The organism is Paenibacillus phytorum, assembly GCF_013141715.1.
GTDB lineage: Bacteria > Bacillota > Bacilli > Paenibacillales > NBRC-103111 > Paenibacillus_E > Paenibacillus_E phytorum.
In genome coordinates this window covers 1-16,938 of the sequence record NZ_WHOA01000126.1, presented here as the reverse complement: position 1 = coordinate 16,938, position 16,938 = coordinate 1, and the positions used below count along the sequence as shown (strand labels likewise).

The 16,938-nt window shown below is 41.6% G+C and carries 18 protein-coding genes; 12 read left to right on the top strand and 6 right to left on the bottom strand.

The window, feature by feature from the left end; translation table 11 throughout:
- The first annotated feature begins 172 nt into the window (after positions 1 to 172).
- The 6 genes from GC098_RS19320 to GC098_RS19295 all read left to right on the top strand — a co-directional run bounded on the left by GC098_RS19320 (position 173) and on the right by GC098_RS19295 (position 7,487).
- Positions 173 to 1,456, top strand: coding sequence for an EAL domain-containing protein (locus GC098_RS19320; protein WP_171644894.1), 1,284 nt, complete (start codon positions 173 to 175; stop codon positions 1,454 to 1,456).
- Positions 1,457 to 1,575: 119 nt separating this feature from the next.
- Positions 1,576 to 4,722 (top strand): response regulator, encoded by a 3,147-nt coding sequence (locus GC098_RS19315; protein ID WP_171644893.1) that lies wholly within the window; start codon positions 1,576 to 1,578, stop codon positions 4,720 to 4,722.
- Between the two features lie 210 nt (positions 4,723 to 4,932).
- A complete protein-coding gene (locus GC098_RS19310; protein ID WP_171644892.1) occupies positions 4,933 to 5,139 on the top strand; it encodes a hypothetical protein in 207 nt (68 codons plus the stop codon).
- Positions 5,140 to 5,302: 163 nt separating this feature from the next.
- Positions 5,303 to 5,779 (top strand): hypothetical protein, encoded by a 477-nt coding sequence (locus GC098_RS19305; protein WP_171644891.1) that lies wholly within the window; start codon positions 5,303 to 5,305, stop codon positions 5,777 to 5,779.
- A gap of 60 nt (positions 5,780 to 5,839) precedes the next feature.
- Positions 5,840 to 6,118: a hypothetical protein gene (locus GC098_RS19300; RefSeq protein WP_171644890.1), complete on the top strand. Its 279-nt coding sequence runs from the start codon at positions 5,840 to 5,842 to the stop codon at positions 6,116 to 6,118.
- Positions 6,119 to 6,257: 139 nt separating this feature from the next.
- Entirely contained in the window at positions 6,258 to 7,487 is a 1,230-nt protein-coding gene (locus tag GC098_RS19295) for a hypothetical protein (protein WP_171644889.1), read from the top strand.
- On the opposite strand, the gene GC098_RS41655 is transcribed toward GC098_RS19295, so the two are convergent.
- Positions 7,399 to 7,662: a DUF5658 family protein gene (locus GC098_RS41655; RefSeq protein WP_376773905.1), complete on the bottom strand. Its 264-nt coding sequence runs from the start codon at positions 7,660 to 7,662 to the stop codon at positions 7,399 to 7,401. The genes GC098_RS19295 and GC098_RS41655 overlap by 89 nt on opposite strands.
- 129 nt (positions 7,663 to 7,791) lie before the next feature.
- Between GC098_RS41655 and GC098_RS19290 the strand changes: the two genes are divergently transcribed.
- On the top strand, positions 7,792 to 8,523 hold the full coding sequence (locus GC098_RS19290) for an MOSC domain-containing protein (protein WP_171644888.1): 732 nt from the start codon (positions 7,792 to 7,794) through the stop codon (positions 8,521 to 8,523).
- 86 nt (positions 8,524 to 8,609) lie between these two features.
- On the opposite strand, the gene modB is transcribed toward GC098_RS19290, so the two are convergent.
- Positions 8,610 to 9,281, bottom strand: coding sequence for a molybdate ABC transporter permease subunit (modB, locus tag GC098_RS19285; RefSeq protein ID WP_171644938.1), 672 nt, complete (start codon positions 9,279 to 9,281; stop codon positions 8,610 to 8,612).
- Positions 9,282 to 9,283: 2 nt separating this feature from the next.
- Positions 9,284 to 10,144, bottom strand: a complete 861-nt coding sequence (gene modA, locus GC098_RS19280; protein ID WP_171644887.1) for a molybdate ABC transporter substrate-binding protein — start codon at positions 10,142 to 10,144, stop codon at positions 9,284 to 9,286.
- Positions 10,145 to 10,341: 197 nt separating this feature from the next.
- On the opposite strand from modA, the gene GC098_RS19275 reads away from it, so the two are divergent.
- Together GC098_RS19275 and GC098_RS19270 are read left to right on the top strand one after the other, a co-directional pair.
- On the top strand, positions 10,342 to 11,295 hold the full coding sequence (locus tag GC098_RS19275) for a substrate-binding domain-containing protein (protein WP_171644886.1): 954 nt from the start codon (positions 10,342 to 10,344) through the stop codon (positions 11,293 to 11,295).
- Between the two features lie 198 nt (positions 11,296 to 11,493).
- Positions 11,494 to 11,673: a hypothetical protein gene (locus tag GC098_RS19270; protein WP_171644885.1), complete on the top strand. Its 180-nt coding sequence runs from the start codon at positions 11,494 to 11,496 to the stop codon at positions 11,671 to 11,673.
- A gap of 53 nt (positions 11,674 to 11,726) precedes the next feature.
- Here GC098_RS19270 and GC098_RS19265 read toward each other — a convergent pair whose 3' ends face one another.
- Positions 11,727 to 13,283, bottom strand: a complete 1,557-nt coding sequence (locus GC098_RS19265) for an ABC-F family ATP-binding cassette domain-containing protein (RefSeq protein ID WP_029195725.1) — start codon at positions 13,281 to 13,283, stop codon at positions 11,727 to 11,729.
- Positions 13,284 to 13,544: 261 nt separating this feature from the next.
- Here GC098_RS19265 and GC098_RS19260 point away from each other — a divergent pair, with 261 nt between their 5' ends.
- Positions 13,545 to 13,955, top strand: a complete 411-nt coding sequence (locus tag GC098_RS19260) for an SRPBCC family protein (RefSeq protein ID WP_171644884.1) — start codon at positions 13,545 to 13,547, stop codon at positions 13,953 to 13,955.
- Positions 13,956 to 14,000: 45 nt separating this feature from the next.
- On the opposite strand, the gene GC098_RS19255 is transcribed toward GC098_RS19260, so the two are convergent.
- Positions 14,001 to 14,750: a spermidine synthase gene (locus tag GC098_RS19255; protein ID WP_171644883.1), complete on the bottom strand. Its 750-nt coding sequence runs from the start codon at positions 14,748 to 14,750 to the stop codon at positions 14,001 to 14,003.
- An 80-nt stretch (positions 14,751 to 14,830) separates the two neighbouring features.
- On the opposite strand from GC098_RS19255, the gene GC098_RS19250 reads away from it, so the two are divergent.
- A complete protein-coding gene (locus GC098_RS19250; RefSeq protein WP_171644882.1) occupies positions 14,831 to 15,742 on the top strand; it encodes a helix-turn-helix transcriptional regulator in 912 nt (303 codons plus the stop codon).
- Positions 15,743 to 15,805: 63 nt separating this feature from the next.
- Complete coding sequence (locus GC098_RS19245; RefSeq protein WP_171644881.1) at positions 15,806 to 16,189, top strand: GyrI-like domain-containing protein; 384 nt, start codon at positions 15,806 to 15,808, stop codon at positions 16,187 to 16,189.
- Between the two features lie 64 nt (positions 16,190 to 16,253).
- Here the strand turns inward: GC098_RS19245 and GC098_RS19240 are convergent, their stop codons facing one another.
- Positions 16,254 to 16,517: a hypothetical protein gene (locus tag GC098_RS19240; protein ID WP_171644880.1), complete on the bottom strand. Its 264-nt coding sequence runs from the start codon at positions 16,515 to 16,517 to the stop codon at positions 16,254 to 16,256.
- Positions 16,518 to 16,938: the final 421 nt, after the last annotated feature.

Sequence of the window (16,938 nt, the reverse complement as noted above, 5' to 3'; positions counted from 1 at the left end):
GGTGTCGAAATTTAAGAGTAAACCGCTATCATTGACATTTTAAGAGAAATTGTTAGTAAATTATTAGCGAAATTAGAAGGGTGAATTCGTACCATTTATGTAAGTAACCTAATAAGTGGAAAGTATAATAGTGAAATAATGCGTATTTATTGCTTGTAAGGGTGGTGGGGGAATGGGTCTTTTGGACGGGTATGGTGTTCTAATTGTAAGTGATTCAAGTGAATTAAGATCAGAAGTAGGGTTCTTAATTGAGAAGGATACACAGTTCGTAATGACAGGTATGGCGAAACATGGAAATACCGTACTTGACTGCATCTTGGCTAGTAAACCAGATTTGGTCATCATTGATTTAGATATGGTTAACTCAGATGGTCTACTTGCGCTTCATCTTATTATGAATCATAATCCTATTCCTGTCGTAGTACTTTGTACGCATACACCCGAAGGTTCTATGAAGACCATTCAAGCGATGCGGCTAGGTGCGGCAGATTATTTTCATAAAGAAATGTTATCCCAGGAATTGAAAAATAAGATTATGACCTCTTATTTTCTTGAACGATGCAAAATGGCTATTCAAAACGGAATTCAAGGCGTCTATGACTCTCATTTCTATTCAACAGGAATTGTAGAAACAGTCCTTTCTACCCCCCTGCCACATAGACAAGATCAGTTCCAAAGGCGCATGGACATCGAGTTTTACCTGCGAAGAGCGATTGACAATCAGGAATTTCATCTTGCTTATCAACCAGTCGTAGATGTATATACGAATCAAATTGTAGGACTAGAGAGCCTTATTCGTTGGAACAACGCTACTTTGGGTCATGTACCTCCTTCTGATTTTATCCCTATAGCGGAAGAATGCGGTCTTATTCATGAAATTGGGGAATGGGTACTGAAGGAAGCCTGCATGCAGAACAAGAGGTGGCAGGAGGCTGGCCTCTCCAAAGTGTTCGTTGCGGTTAATCTGTCCAGACGACAGTTCAATGATAGCCGACTTAGCAGGATGATTCAGACTATCTTGGAGAAAACAGGCTTACACCCCAAGTACTTGGAGCTCGAAATTACCGAAAGCATGAGTATGGAAGTTGAGCTGGCCGCAGACGCACTTCGTCAGCTGAAGAAGCTGGGTGTTCGCGTTGCGATGGATGATTTTGGCACCGGATACAGCTCACTTGGGTATCTCAGAGATTTTCCCATTGATAAATTGAAAATTGACCAATCCTTTATTAAGGGATTGATACAAAGCCAAGTGAATGCGGTTATCGTAAACACGATGGTTACGATGGCTAGAAATTTGAATCTTCTCGTTGTAGCGGAAGGTGTTGAGACAGAGGAGGAGCTTCAAGTACTTCGGGAGTGCGGCTGCAGGCTGGTCCAAGGCTATTATTTCAGCCAGCCGGTCATGGCGAAGCGTATCGAGGAAATGCTGCATCTAGAAACCAAACAAACAGGATAGCGTGATTATCCTACATTCTAAGTCGATATAGGCTGGTGATTATTCTGCTTCACGCTTTGATTACCAATTTTGCTATTATAACGATTTTTGTATTATTCGTGGAACAGCTTTCCATAACGATGAAACTGAATCATAAGCCTACTTGGCTCTATAAGGTTTTCATTGGGCTTTCACATGGAATGTTAGTCTTTGTTCTCTTACACTTCAGTGTCCACGTTGATGATCACGTTATTATTAACTTTCGCGGAGTAGCCTTACTGCTTTCTATTTATCTAGGAGGATTCTTCTCCTTAAGTATTACATTCGTATGTTTATGGATAGGGCGTTACATCTTTGAAGGTCACATAGATATTCCGCAGCTGTTATTTGGAATGATAGCTGTCACGGGGACTGCTATTATCTTTGCTAGAACACGTTCGTATTGGCTTAAATGGTTATATGGAGGAGTCATTTTCTACCCGTCCTATTATACGATGATGTGGCTTGTTTACCGAACACCGCTTGATGTCTTTTACAGTTATATTTTCATTCAGTTGCTTTGTTTGTTTCTTGTAGCTTGTTTTCTGCGATATTTACTCCGGGCTCGTGAGTATAAGCAGCAGGTCTATCAAGTGGAACAAGAACTAATCGATATGCTGCGCTTTCAGGCAGGCTTTACGTTTAAATTCCATAAACACCGAGATCAATACGTTTACATCCTATTTGAAGGACAGCTGGTCTATCAGCTTGGTCTGAGACCTAGTCATTTTATTGGCAAAGAATTGGATGAAGTCCATGTATTTAGTGAAGAGTTTAAACAATTCATAAAACAGCATTATGATAAAGCTTGGCAAGGTGAACGAGTCTCTTATGAATACGATTGTAACGGCTCTACGATCCTTGTTAACCTACAACCCATTTATAAATATGGTTCCGTCAATGAAGTGATTGGGTCTGCCGTGGATGTGACCGAGCACCGTGCAGCGCAAATCAAAGCAAGAGTCAGAGATGAGCAATATCGGACGTTGGTGGAAAACTCGGAGGACTTTATTTTCAGATTTCGACTGGACGGAAGCATCTCCTCAACGAACTACAAAATGCATCAAACCTTTCAGCTAGAGCCTGAGCAAGCAAAGGGACAGCAATTAACGGATCTGGTCCAGATGGATGATCCCGAGAAGTGGGAGCGGATATTCGAACAAACGATTGAGAAGGGGAAGACACAGCAATTTGCGATCAATTTCCTGCTTCCGGATGGCAATCAGCATGCATATAACGTCATCTTGTCCCCTTTATTCAATGAGGATAAAACAGAAATCACCGGCGTCACCGGCACGGTACATGATATAACCGACTTGAAGAAGCGGGAAGAAGCGGATGAGTCCAACAGGGCGAAGAGTAAGTTTCTAGCTAGGATGAGTCATGAAATACGCACGCCCCTGAACGGTATTATTGGACTTTCTTTACTTTTACAACGAACAGAATTGACGACGATTCAGAAGGATTATTTGGACAAAATTGATTGTTCCTCGAATGTCCTGCTTGCAACGATTAACGATATTCTTGATTTTTCAAAAATCGAGGCAGGCAAAATGACCTTAGAGATGGTGGATTTCTCACTAGAACTATCGCTCCAAAAGGTTGCCGATCTGGTCAGCGTATCTATAGGCAAAAAGAGAATTGAGATCATGCTGGATACTCCAGCAGATTTACCGGATATCGTTAGCGGTGATTCCTTTCGTCTAGAACAAGTACTCATTAATTTATCTAATAATGCGATTAAATTTACCAAGCAAGGCTATATCCGATTGAAAGTTCGGCTCGAGAAATATGTGGACGAAGGGGTCGTTGTTTCTTTTACAATGGAAGACTCTGGAATTGGTATTTCTAAGGAGCAGCTATCGCAGCTATTCTTACCATTTTCGCAAGCGGATACATCCATAAGCCGCAGGTATGGCGGTACCGGTTTAGGACTTGTCATTTGTCAGCATTTGGTGCAGTCTATGGGGGGCGTTTTGCAGGTAGATACTGTCCTTGGGGAAGGCAGTCGCTTTTATTTTAGCCTGATGTTTGGTACAAAGGGGAATGCAGGGAAAGAGGCAAATCGGCTGCATAAGCACGCTGGGCTACCGCGGGGGAATAATCGTGCGCTGCTAGCTGAAGATCATCCAGTTGTAGCGCAGCATATATCTGAGCTCCTAGGTTCCTTTCAGTTTCATGTGGATATGGTTACATCCTCATCTGATTTGTTTGCTTCATTGGAACATGATAGCGCGAACAAGTCGGCAAATGACTATATATTCCTGGATATGCAAATGGATCAAATGCAGCATCCCGCCACTTGGCGCCGTGTCTTAGATGCGATAGATCGCACACAGACGAGAGTGATTGCGTTTACAACACTTGAAGGCAGAGAGGAAATGTCCGAATTGCCATCGCAGCTGAAAGCGGATGCAGTTATTGTTAAGCCCGTCAGCAGGCTGACATTGCAGAAAAGTTTGCAAGGTTTGAATCAACGTAGACTGGAGGCATCTCAAGGCTCTGCAAACCATTCCATTGACGTAAATAACTCGTCGTCTATGTCCAGAGGTAGTATTTTAGTTGCTGAGGATAATGAAATTAATCAATTGGTGATTATTGGTCTTCTTGAACAATTAGGTTACCAAGCGGTTATTGCGCAGAATGGCTATGAAGTCCTGAAACTTGTTGATCAGCAGGAATGGAAAATGATTCTAATGGATATTCATATGCCTGAGATGGATGGTTATGAGGCAACACAGCGGCTGAGGAAGCTCAAACAGATGAATAGAATCCCGATCATTGCCCTTACGGCAGATGTCATGATGCAGGAACGGCCGGAAATTCTTAAACTTGGGCTGAATGACATCCTGATTAAACCAGTAGATGAAAAGCAGCTTTCCAATATGCTTGAGAAGTGGCTAGATCCGAATTGGTTATTTGAAATCGAGGGTGTAGACACCACGCAAATCATGAGAAATATCGATCATAAAATACATATTCTTCAATATATGATGGAGAAATTCAGGCAGGATTACCGCAATTTCTCAGAGCAATTTATGCCGTTGATCATCAATCAGGAGAAAGCGACTGCACGCAGAATGGTTCATACGCTTAAAGGTATTGCAGCAAATTTCTACGCGGAGCCATTGTTAACGGCGGTTCTGGCTTTGGAAAAAGAGATGGAAAACGAAATAAATGTGGATGTCTGTCATGAGGGGATTATACGTATTCAGGTTGAGATTGATCGGATACTTGGCGTAAAGTAAGATGCCCTGCAAACGAATTACCGGAGTCGTTAGATGACGAACCAGCACTACCACCGCACAGCGAAGGCGGCCGTTAAGCGACGAAAAGGCGCTTATAGCTTCATTGTTAAAGAAGAAGGGACATGACTGTCCATGGCTTGGAATGAAATACACTCCATTGAGTAACAATAACTTGAAGTGTATTTTGTTATGGACAATGGAGGGATTTCTTTGGATCAAAACGAATTGCATAAGAAGCTTGGACGTCCAGTTAGCTGGGCAATAACCTCGAATCCGGAAGAGAACGCGGCTAACGCTATCTCGAATAATGTGGACCAGACAGATGAGGAAGTTCCGTCTAACTATCAGGCGATGGGTGAGAGCTATAGCGATACGACTAACTTTGAAGTTAATAAGGAGCCCGGCAGATTGAATTAAAATGAAAAATAGGAGAGCCATGTTGAGAATTCAATGTGGCTTTTTTTATTGCTAACTATTTTTTACGCCTTATAATTAGGGGGAATATGGAGGGCATACACATTTTATCTAAACAAGGAAATTTACTTTTAAGTGAGCTGCCGAATAAGAAAGGGACTGCTTTGTGAAAAAATATGTTATCTCATCTTTTATACTCCTCCTAATTCTTTCTGGAGTTGTGCTGCGTAAAGATATTACTTTGTTCATTAAAAACATCGAAAAGGAATTTTATTATCACTCATCAAAATTGACGGAAAATATAAGCGTCATATTAGCTTACAGAGGGGTAACGAGCAATTCGGATAGATATATCAAGTTTATAGAACATGTTCAAGAAGGGAAAAGTGATTCATTCACCAGAATTTGGTTTGATGATATGAAAGATATTAATAATTTCAGCACCTTTCATTTTAACGGCAAAATGATTACATATGTACAAAATATTACGTATCTTGGTGAAACATCAACAGCCTTATATACTTGTAAAGGGATAGAAGGTATAAAAGAAGAGCGAAACACGGTTTATTCTTTTACAGGGTGCACGAGTCAGGAGAAAGATAAAGATACCTTTAATATGGAGGTATTTTGGATTCCTAACTAATATGTAGAACGGTATTTATAAAATGGTATAATAAGGATATTAACGTGAAGGAGGTCTAACATGAAAGATACTTCCTACAATCCTTTTAATGACAATACATTGCATCAAACCGAGAAATCAGCCAATGAGGTTGCCACAGAAGAGAGGGCGCCTTTTAACGAGGCAATTAAGCATGGCGATATCGTTCAAGGCTTTCAATCACCTAAACGACTTGAACAATTTCCAAAGTGGTACCAGAATCCTCGAAGAATTTACGCTACGATTTCTGTGCTCGTTTTTGCCGCGTTAATCATCTATCATATTGTTCAAAATATCGTTGCAATCGCCACGGGTAAATAGCTTGTGGAATATCGGTAATATCTTTGAGCGCCTTATCCGACAATCGGTGGGGCGCTTTGTCGCGCGTTGGACAATTCGAGGGAAAAATTGTAACTTTCATGCAAAACTCACGTCTAATTATCGAAAGGAGATGACTAATTTGAGCAAATGGTTAACCTCGCTGCTGGCAGCAGCCATAGTTATACTATCCGGGCCGCAGCTCTCTCAGGCTGAACAGGGGCTTGCTGCACCAAGTGCTATGCCTTATGTAACCTTGTTGGACGAGTTTACTTTATATGCAAGCAAGGAAACAAGATCGGATGAGGCCATCGGCTCGCTTAGCGCCTTCCAGTCTGTCCACCTAGCTCCGATAAAGAGTAACATGCTGCTGGGCATCACTGGTATGGATAAAGTGCCGGTTATGACATGGCTTGGAGAGGCATGGATTAACTTGAAGGAAGGCGCGTACAAATACGGACAAATGGAGCTTCAGGAGCAAACACTGACTTTACTTGAACAGGAAACAGATCTGTATGACTCAGCGTCACCGATGAAGATGACCGCGTACAAACTCTCTCCGCAAACGGTTCAGGCGGTTGCCTCTATCTCTGTGTGCGACCCTTACACGCCATGCTACTCCAACGATAAGTGGTATTTAATAAAAACTTCGTGGCTTGGCGACAAGTGGATTCGCCCGTATCATTATGCAGAAAAATACAAAGGTTCTCCGGTCGAAGGAATGATATCGATTGAACAGGAGACTGAGGTTTATATGCTGCCTTTCGAGAAACCGTTGTCTGACGAGCCGAAGCTGACCCCTCAGATCGTAAAGCCTATTGAGAAGTATATGCAGCAAGCGCGAATGGTTCCTCCAAGCGTTTGGTATAAAGTCGATACATCGAAAGGACTAAGATGGATACACGCAAATGATTCCCATGGACTTGGGTTTGAGGGTGTTGAGAAGGTCAACCTTAAGCTGGACATTCCTGTCCCATTTCACTATTACAAATTACCCTTCCCTTATAGTGGCGAGTTACCTGGGCCTCAGCTGCCGCAAACCGTTCATGGGATTGGAAAAATAGAGGGCTGGTACTTTGTCGTAACAGACGGTTCTGGTAAATGGATTAACCTCGCTAAGGAAATCTCTTCCCGGTTAACCGGTGACTTCGATAACGATGCGAAGCTCGGGGTGAAGCTGAGTAATGTTAGTCTTGAACTGACAGCAGCATCCATTGCACTGAACACACCGTATATGGACGCTTCATTGACTGCGCAGGTACTCACCTTCACACCACAAACCGTCACCGCTTCACGCGAGTGGAAGTCTCCAAACGGGGAAATGTGGTATTACATTCATACTTGGCAAGGAGCCAAATGGGTACGGCCATAGTATCGGAATATTGATTAGCCCTAACATGCCACTCGTAAATGCTTCGGATAAGTGGATTTAGCTCCTCGATAAATGCCAGATGAAGGCCAATATCCGTAAAAATTGCGTCAGTACAACATAAGAAAAGTAACCAAATAAGTGTTTTACTGATAAAAAATTGACGAACGACATCCATAGGCGTCCTCACTTTCAAATGCAAGAATGAAGTGGAATTGATATGGTTATATACGGATGATACATAATGTAACTTTTGAAAGCAATAGGTCATTTGCAGATAAAAGTGTAAAGACTAGGAGGATCTATTTTGACATTACATAGCGTAGGTGAAATTAGTGAAATAAAGCGATTTCCTGTAAAGTCATTTGCGGGAGAGGCTTTACAGGCTAGCCATATTGTGAAAAGTGGTTTAGACGGCGACCGCTGTTTTGCCTTTATTGATGAAACAAAAGAAGGATGGGATAGTTTCATCACGGCTAGAGAGATCCCTAACATGCTTGCTTATAAGGCGAAAATCATAAGGGAGGATCATGAAAGTGAGCTGCCTGAGTTAGTAGTAACATCGCCAGATGGGCGAATCTTTAACTGGAGTGAAGAATTATTAGATGAAATCCAAAGGTATTCCAAAAGAAAGATGTCTATGAAGTGCTATAAACCGCAGAACGCTGATCGGATGGCTGTCGATTCAGGGAGTATCTTAATCATTACGGACACTACTTTACGCAAGCTTGAAGAGATATGGGAAAAGAGATTGGATAAAAGGCGCTTTAGAGCAAACCTAGTTGTGACACTAGATGAAAACTCTAGTAATGAAGGTAATTGGATAGGTAAGCGAATACGGATAGGCAGTTCTGAATTACAAATTGATAGTTATTGTGAGCGTTGCTCAATGACTACAATCGATCCAGATACACTCGAACGCGATGTTTCTTTGTTGAAGAAAATTAACGAGGAGATGAATTTAAATTTCGGAGTTTATGCTTCTGTCATAAAGACGGGACCCATTCATGTTGGTGAGAAGGTATATTTAGTAGATTAGCTTTATGAATTAAACAGGTCCGGAAAATATAAATGAAACTCCTATATGTTTTCCGGACATGAAAATTGTCTATACATCCAACTTCTCTAATTCTTGGGTTTGTGGTTAGCGAAAAACATCAGTCCGAATGAGATAATGATAATGGCTCCTGCCCAGCACCATGCTAGGGTTTGATCACCAGATTCAACAGCAATGTATATGGCGGTAGGCAACGTTTGGGTTTTGTGAGGGATGTTGCCTGCAATCATAAGTGTTGCACCGAATTCCCCCAGCCCTCGAGCAAAGCCAAGAATGTAAGCTGCTGTAACAGAGCGCCAGGCCAAAGGCAAGGTAATATAGCGTAGAACTTGCCACTCGTTTGCTCCCGTTGATCTCCCAGCGTCCTCCAGATCTTTGTTCACCGAGGAAAATCCGGTTTTCATCGTTTGATAAACTAAAGGAAAGGCCACCACGATCGAAGCGATCACCGCAGCCCCCCATGTAAATATGATCGACTGATTGAAGAAGCTTTCCATGAGGTACCCAATCCAACTCTTTTTACCCAATAAGACCAGCAAGATAAAGCCTACGACTGTCGGAGGCAGTACCAAAGGCAGAAGAAACGTAGTTTCTAACAATGTCTTTCCGCGAAATTTCCGCCGCGACATTCCCCATGCTGCTAATCCACCAATCAAAAGAACGAAAAGGCTTGATACGACAGCAACCTTTAACGAAAGGATGATAGGATAAGCAAATTCTGTCCAGTTAATCTGTTTCATCATCATTTTGGAATAGAGAATCCGTATTTTACAAACACATCTTGTGCTTCTTTACTTTGAAGATAGGTGTAAAAGTCAGCGGTCTCTTTGCTATGTTTTGTTGCTTTTACAATACCGGCAGGATATTCAATGGGCGTGTACGTTTTTGAATCAACACTAAAAGCTGCTTTCACATTTTTTGAAGTCAACGCATCGGTCTTATAAACAAAACCGGCTTCGGCATTCCCGGACTCTACGTAGGTAAGTACTTGGCGTACATCCTTGCCCTGTACGATTTTGGCTTGAAGTGTGTCCCAAAGCTTCGCGTTAGTTAGTGCCTCTTTGGCATAGCTGCCAGCAGGGACGGTCTGCGGTTCTCCGACTGCTAAGTGTTTGATCGTTTCGTTTGTCAAATCATCTATTTTTTGTACATTCACTTTACCATCAGCTGGAACAACAAGAACTAATTCATTAATTAGCAAGCTTTTTTGCTGTGTTGGATCAATCAACTGCTTGTCGACTAGTGTTTTCATATTTTTAGTCGCTGCCGAAAAGAATAGATCTACAGGAGCTTCTTGTTCGATTTGTTGTTGCAGAGCCCCAGAAGCTCCGAAGTTAAAATTAAGTTTAATTTGTTTGTTCTTGTTCTCGTAATTCGTTTGAATCTCTTTGAAGGCATCGGTTAAGCTTGCGGCTGCGGAAATCGTTAATTCGACTTTCTCAGTGGGTACTGGTGTCGAAGTAGGTGTTGCTGTTGCTTGAACGGCTTGAGTTGGTGTTGTACTTGCAACGGATTGTTCCTTTTGACTCGAGCACCCTGTGATAATCATTGCCGATATAACGAAACATGATAAAACATAACTAAACATTCTTAACTTTAACATTATGTACCCTCCGAGTTTAAGTTTATATCTATTTGATTATAAATAAAATAGTATAATTAATGATCATTATATAAAACCATATTTAATTAGTAAACAACGGGATTGAAATACCCTATTTATCAGCTTATGATAGATGATAATGTATCAGCAGTTTTGATGTATGTACTTTATGAAAAACATGCTTTTGGAGGTTTACAATGACAGCTGACATTTCCTATACAACGGAAGAAATATCTAAGCTTTTGAAAATTTCCAAACTAACCGTCTATGATCTAATTAAAAAAGGTGATCTGCCTTCCTATCGTGTCGGAAAGCAAATGCGCGTAGACGCATCTGATCTCGAGGCATATAAAACACGTACGAAAGGAGGTATGGCCTCTACTCCCAAAAAGGATCTGGCCGAACCTCCTGCACAGCAGCAATTCCATGCTGCCTCATCTTCTAAACAATCTCTAGTTATAACAGGACAAGATGTTAGCTTGGACATTTTGGCCAAACATATCGAGAGGAATGTATCCAATTACAGACCGCTTCGTTCTTACGTGGGAAGTCTGGATAGTTTAATCTCGATGTACAAGGGTGAATCTGATATTGTCAGTACCCATTTGCTGGATGGTGACACAGGTGAATATAACATTCCCTATATCCGAAAATTGCTGACGGGTTCTTCCTATCTTGTTATGAATCTCGTTTCACGATCGGCTGGCTTATACGTTAAGCTAGGAAATCCTAAACAGATCTACGGATGGGCTGACCTCAAGAAGTCTGGACTTCAATTGGTCAATCGTGAAAAAGGTTCTGGCGCACGTGTTCTTCTCGATGAGCAGCTCCGTCTTCATGGAATTCCACATCAACAGCTAAGCGGTTATGAGCAGGAGGAATCGAATCACATGGGCGTGGCTGGTAAAGTAGCCACGGGTGAAGCGGATTTCGGAGTAGGGATTGAAAAAGCAGCTTATATGGTTGGCGGCGTTGAGTTCATTCCGCTTATTCAAGAACGATATGACCTTGTCATGTTGAAGAAACCGGAAAACCTAGAATGGATTGAGAGAGTTAAGCAAGTCTTACAATCCGAATCCTTCCACAATGAGCTGCGTCCTATCCAAGGTTATGACTTATCGCAGACAGGACGCATTTTATTCGAGACTTAGCGCATCAGAATTAATACATTTAAAAACATGCTAATTCACTTGTGGTCTAGTGAGTTAGCATGTTTTTTAGTTTTTATCGCTTTGGTGTCAGAGGAGGAGGAATTCCGTCTAAGGACTGATTTTATTCCGGGAGATCTCATTTACAATAAATTCAAATGAGAAGAACGGTCATGGAAGAGTGGTGAGCATGCTGCATTATTGGCTTGGGATAGTGAGAAAACAGATCATATGGTGCAGTTGTATCCCCATGTATGTGGGCTTGGGAGTGCGAGTGGGATGGTTCATTCGAACGGTTCTCATTCACATGAAACGCATGCAAATGATGATGACGCGGGGGAAGATGCCAGTTTGAAATATCATCATGCGACTGATACATAAATATAAAAAGCTTATCTAATCGCAAGCGACTAGATAAGCTCCTTAGTTACAATTTAAAACACTTTCGTCGTCCAAGATTCACAGTTCCATGTTTCTGTTACGACATCGCGATAAAAGTCCGGTTCATGGGAAATCAACAGGATACTGCCTTTGTACGCCTGGAGAGCACGCTTCAGTTCATCCTTCGCATCGACATCCAAGTGATTCGTCGGCTCATCGAGCACGAGTAAGTTCGTTTCACGGTTGATCAGCTTGCAAAGCCTAACCTTAGCTTTCTCACCACCGCTGAGTACCACAACTTTACTCTCGATATGCTTGGTTGTGAGCCCGCATTTGGCTAACGCCGCGCGTACTTCGAATTGTGAGAACGAGGGGAACTCATTCCATACTTCCTCAATACAGGTGTTGTTATTGGAATCCTTGATCTCCTGTTGGAAGTAACCAATTTGGAGGTTATCTCCCTTTTGTACAGACCCGGATAGTGACTTGATTTCACCTAAAATACTGCGCAGCAATGTCGTTTTACCGATTCCGTTCGCCCCAACAAGCGCGATCTTCTGACCTCGCTCCATGCGAAGGTTGAGCGGTCTGGATAAGGGATCCTCGTAACCGATAACGAGATCTGTCGCTTCAAAAATCAGCTTACCAGCCGTTCTCCCCTCCTTGAAATTAAACTGCGGCTTCGGTTTTTCTCTACCTAGCTCGATGACTTCCATCTTGTCCAGCTTCTTTTGCCGGGACATCGCCATATTCCGCGTCGCGACACTCGCTTTGTTACGAGCAACGAAGTCCTTCAATTCAGAGATTTCCTGCTGTTGGCGCTTATACGCGGATTCAAGCTGCGACTTTCTCATTTCGTGAACCTGCTGGAAATGCTCGTAATCGCCAACATAGCGATTTAAGGCTTGATTTTCCATGTGATAAATCAGGTTAATAACGCTGTTGAGGAACGGAATGTCATGTGAGATGAGTATGAAGGCATTCTCATACTCTTGCAGGTAGCGTTTCAACCATTCGATATGCTGTTCATCCAGATAGTTCGTCGGCTCATCGAGGAGCAGAATATCCGGCTTTTCGAGCAGAAGCTTCGCAAGCAATACCTTCGTCCGCTGCCCACCGCTTAAATCATTGACGTCCTTATCTAGTCCAATATCCGTAAGGCCAAGTCCACGGGCCGTTTCTTCGATCTTGGCATCGATCATGTAGAAATCTTGATTCGTCAGTGTATCCTGAATCGTTCCAACATCTTCAAGCATTTGCTCAAGCTCTTCTGGCGTTACGTCGCCCATCTTGGCGTACATATCGTTCATTTCCTGTTCCATGTCGAACAGATATTGAAAGGCTCCCTTTAAGATGTCGCGGATCGAAAGGCCTTTGTTAAGTACAGCATGCTGATCCAGGTAACCAACGCGCATACGCTTGGACCATTCGACCTTGCCGTCATCCGGCTGGAGCTTACCTGTAATGATGTTCATGAAGGTGGACTTCCCTTCACCGTTAGCGCCGATGAGTCCGATGTGCTCGCCTTTGAGTAGGCGGAAGGATACATCGTTGAAGATGGCGCGGTCTCCAAAGCCGTGACTTAGTCGTTCTACGTTTAATATGCTCATGAATGACACCTTTTCTTTTGAACTTTAATCTTATTTTATTATAAACGATAGGTAACGAACAACACCAAAAAAGACCATCCCAATTTCGAGCAACTAGACGTCGCAATATTTGTTGTTATGGCTACATATTCCTTCATAGGTTACCTAGAATTGGGGAAAATAACATTGCCCTGTCTCTTCATTAGGATGAGGCATCGACATACCTTGACTTTCAAATCGCTTACATATTCTACAACTTCAAGTACAGGGAGAGAGAAGACAATGACGACAATATCTAGCAAATGTGCATCTACGATCCAACAAGAGGTGGTATTCCCCGTGAGTCCGAGTCGCATCTACGAGGCATTGACCGATGCAACACTGTTTAGTGAGGTGATGGGAGGCTCTCCGACAGAAACGTCGACCGAATCCAGCGGCACCTTCTCCTGCTTCGGAGGGATGGTCGTAGGGAAGAATATAGAGCTAAGGCCAAATAAGCGAATTATTCAAGCATGGCGTATCAAGGATTGGGAAGAGGGCGTATATTCCCTAGTGAAGTTCGAGCTGGAGGAACAAGGGGAGGGAACTCGCTTAACCTTGAGCCATACAGGATTTCCTGAGGACCAAAGTGAACATTTGTCTAAAGGTTGGCATATCAACTACTGGGAACCGCTAAAAAAATTCTTCGCCTAACACATAAAAACGTTATCCGTTCACTTGAACGATAACGTTTTTTTCTCACTTTGGGCAGCTATCCCTAATGACATAGCCTTGTCCAAGTTCAATCTCTGTGAAACCCGCCATGTGGCGTGCTTGAAATCCGATTGGTTTGTTTCTGCCCATGATAATGATATTTAGGATGTCGGCGGCACCCTCAGATGGCAGGGCAAACGATTTGATATAAGCATATTCCTCGCTAAGAGTCGTATGAATGGCGTTCAGGAGCTGATCATTCTCGCCTTTGCCCATCAGATTCATGATGATAGATCCTTGCGAATCGAGTTTTTCCCGCGTTATTCTGAAAAATTCCCTAGATGTTAAATGCAGAGGAGTCCCCTTCTCCGTGAAGGCGTCCAAAATAATATAATCGTAGGCCTGCGGTTCTTCACTTCCCAGTATCTGGCGTCCATCACCAACGATCACATTATCCTTGCTGTATCCAAAAAATCTCTTGCTTAACTCCACAACCTTATCATCAAGCTCCGCTACTTTAAATCGTTTCTCCGAATAATGCCCTGCAATCGTTCCAATTCCGTGCCCAATGACAAACACATCCTCGAATGATGGGGTGTTGTAATCCATTAAATGGATAATCGCCCTTGGATATTCAAAGAGGATTCGTTCGGGATTATTCAAATCCAGCGCACCTTGTATAGCCCTATTGGAAAACTCCAATACTCGGAAGTTTCCTTTTTCACCATATAACTCCGACGTATCGTATACAGATATCTCGTGATTATTGCTGACCTCTTTAAACAGTATATCCAAGTCTTGTAGCTCCTTCTTATAAAAGAAATGGTATGAATTAATTAGGCAATATGGTAATTTGATCAAACAAGGAGGATGCCATGAAAACAGCGAGAATGTTCTCCATACTTATCTATTTATTAAAGAAAAAATTAGTTTCTGCTGACGAATTAGCGAATGAATTTGAAGTAAGTAAAAGAACGATTTATAGAGATATGGATGCTTTATCAGCAATCGGAATCCCTATTATTTCTTATCTTGGAAAGAATGGTGGGTTTACTTTAATTGATAACTATCAACTTGATAAATTTACATTTAACGAAGAAGAAAAGAAATTTTTATTAGAAGGTTTAACTTTAAAAAGTGAGTTGTTTGATAATCATCAATTATCCATTTTACAACGAAAAATAGAGCTATTGAAAGAAAATAAGGAAGAATTTCATTCTAATATTACAATAACATCATCTACGTTACACCGAGAAACGATTGAAGAAGAAACAAAAGTGAAGATAAAAAAAGTGCTATCTATCATTGATGAGGGGAATAAAATTTGTATTCATTATGTCTCCCAAACAGCAAATATATCTAGTAGAATCATTCAACCTTTAAAATTAAATTTTATGAATGGGAGTTGGTATTTGGAAGCCTTTTGTGAATCCAAAAAAGCTTTGAGATTATTTAAATTGACTAGAATAAGAAATATGGAAGTCATATATGACAATACTAGAACTGCTTATACGGAGGCAAATGAGTACTTGACCGCTAAGTCAGTTAAAATAGAGAAGATTATATTACTGTTTTCAAAAAGTGAACTTGGTAAGTTATACGATTTTTTTACGGATGATGAAATATCGGTACTTGAAGATGGGAGCTTAAAGGTAGACTTTAATTATGACACTACTAAAAATATACTGCCATTCCTCCTCATGTTTGGCAGACATGTAAAGATATTATCTCCAATATGGCTTGAAAATGAATACAGGAACGAAATTAAATTTATTTACGAAAGCTGACAGACAGTTGTCATACTATGAATGTTATATTTTCTATATTAAAACTAGTAGGAGGAAATATACATGCATGCAGCAGTTACTGAAAAACTTATTTATGGCAAAAGAATAAGAACAAATAATCAAAATACAGATAAAATACTTAGTCTGTGGGAAGAGTTTCTTCGTTTAAATGTAAAAGGTGATATATTTGCAGTTTATAATAATTATTCAAGTGATTTTACAGGTGATTATGATTTGCATATTGGTTCTGAAGAGAAATTTATTGATGAAAGTAGTGTCATAATTTTAGCAGGAAACTACCATGTTGTAGAAGTAGATCATACAGATCCACAAGGCGTCTTTAACGCTTGGGTGGATATCTGGAAAAGTGATATTAGAAGAGCATATAAAACTGATTTTGAATTCTATTCTAAAGATGGCAGTATAAAAATATTTCTATCAGTTTAATCATGAAAAGTAAAGAGATCCACAACCCAATGTTGTGGATCTTTTCTATCTTTTTAACAACCAACTATCGATTGCGTTGTAACACCAAATATCCGCTAAAACTTGAAGTTTTTTTCTGGAACACGATTTTAAAACCAATGTCATGGTCTAATAAGCAGTTTAAGGCATTGATAAGCAATCCATTGGGTACCAACGTAATCCTACAGGGTTGAGCACCACCAATTACACGAGCTGCAATAATCCTGCGAGCTGAACCTGGATTAAGAGGGTTTCTTGTCCAACTGATCAATACTAAATCGGGCTGTAAAACAGCTTTTGCACGAGCCATTCCGATCACCTCGCTTCTATATTAGATTCTCTATAAAATGCAAAGTAGAATCATAATGTGCTAAACAAAAGGCGGAGTAAGATCACTAGCGTGCATGACAAAGAAGACCTCTCAGCTGCCGATTACGGCGTGTGAGGTCTGGGTTGAGGACTGAGAAGGCCTTTTTCGGCTTCTCAGCAGGCTTTCGCTGGCGCGTGCTTCGCCAGAGCGCCAAAAAAGACCTCTCAGCTGCCGATTACGGCGTGTGAGGTCCGGGTTGAGGACTGAGAAGGCCGTATCCGACTTCTCAGCGGGCTTTCGCTGGCGCGAGCTTCGCCAGAGCGTTAAAAAAGACCTCTCAGCTGCCGATTACGGCGTGTGAGGTCTGGGTTGAGTGCTGAGAAGGCCGTATCCGACTTCTCAGCGAGCTCTCGCTGGCGCG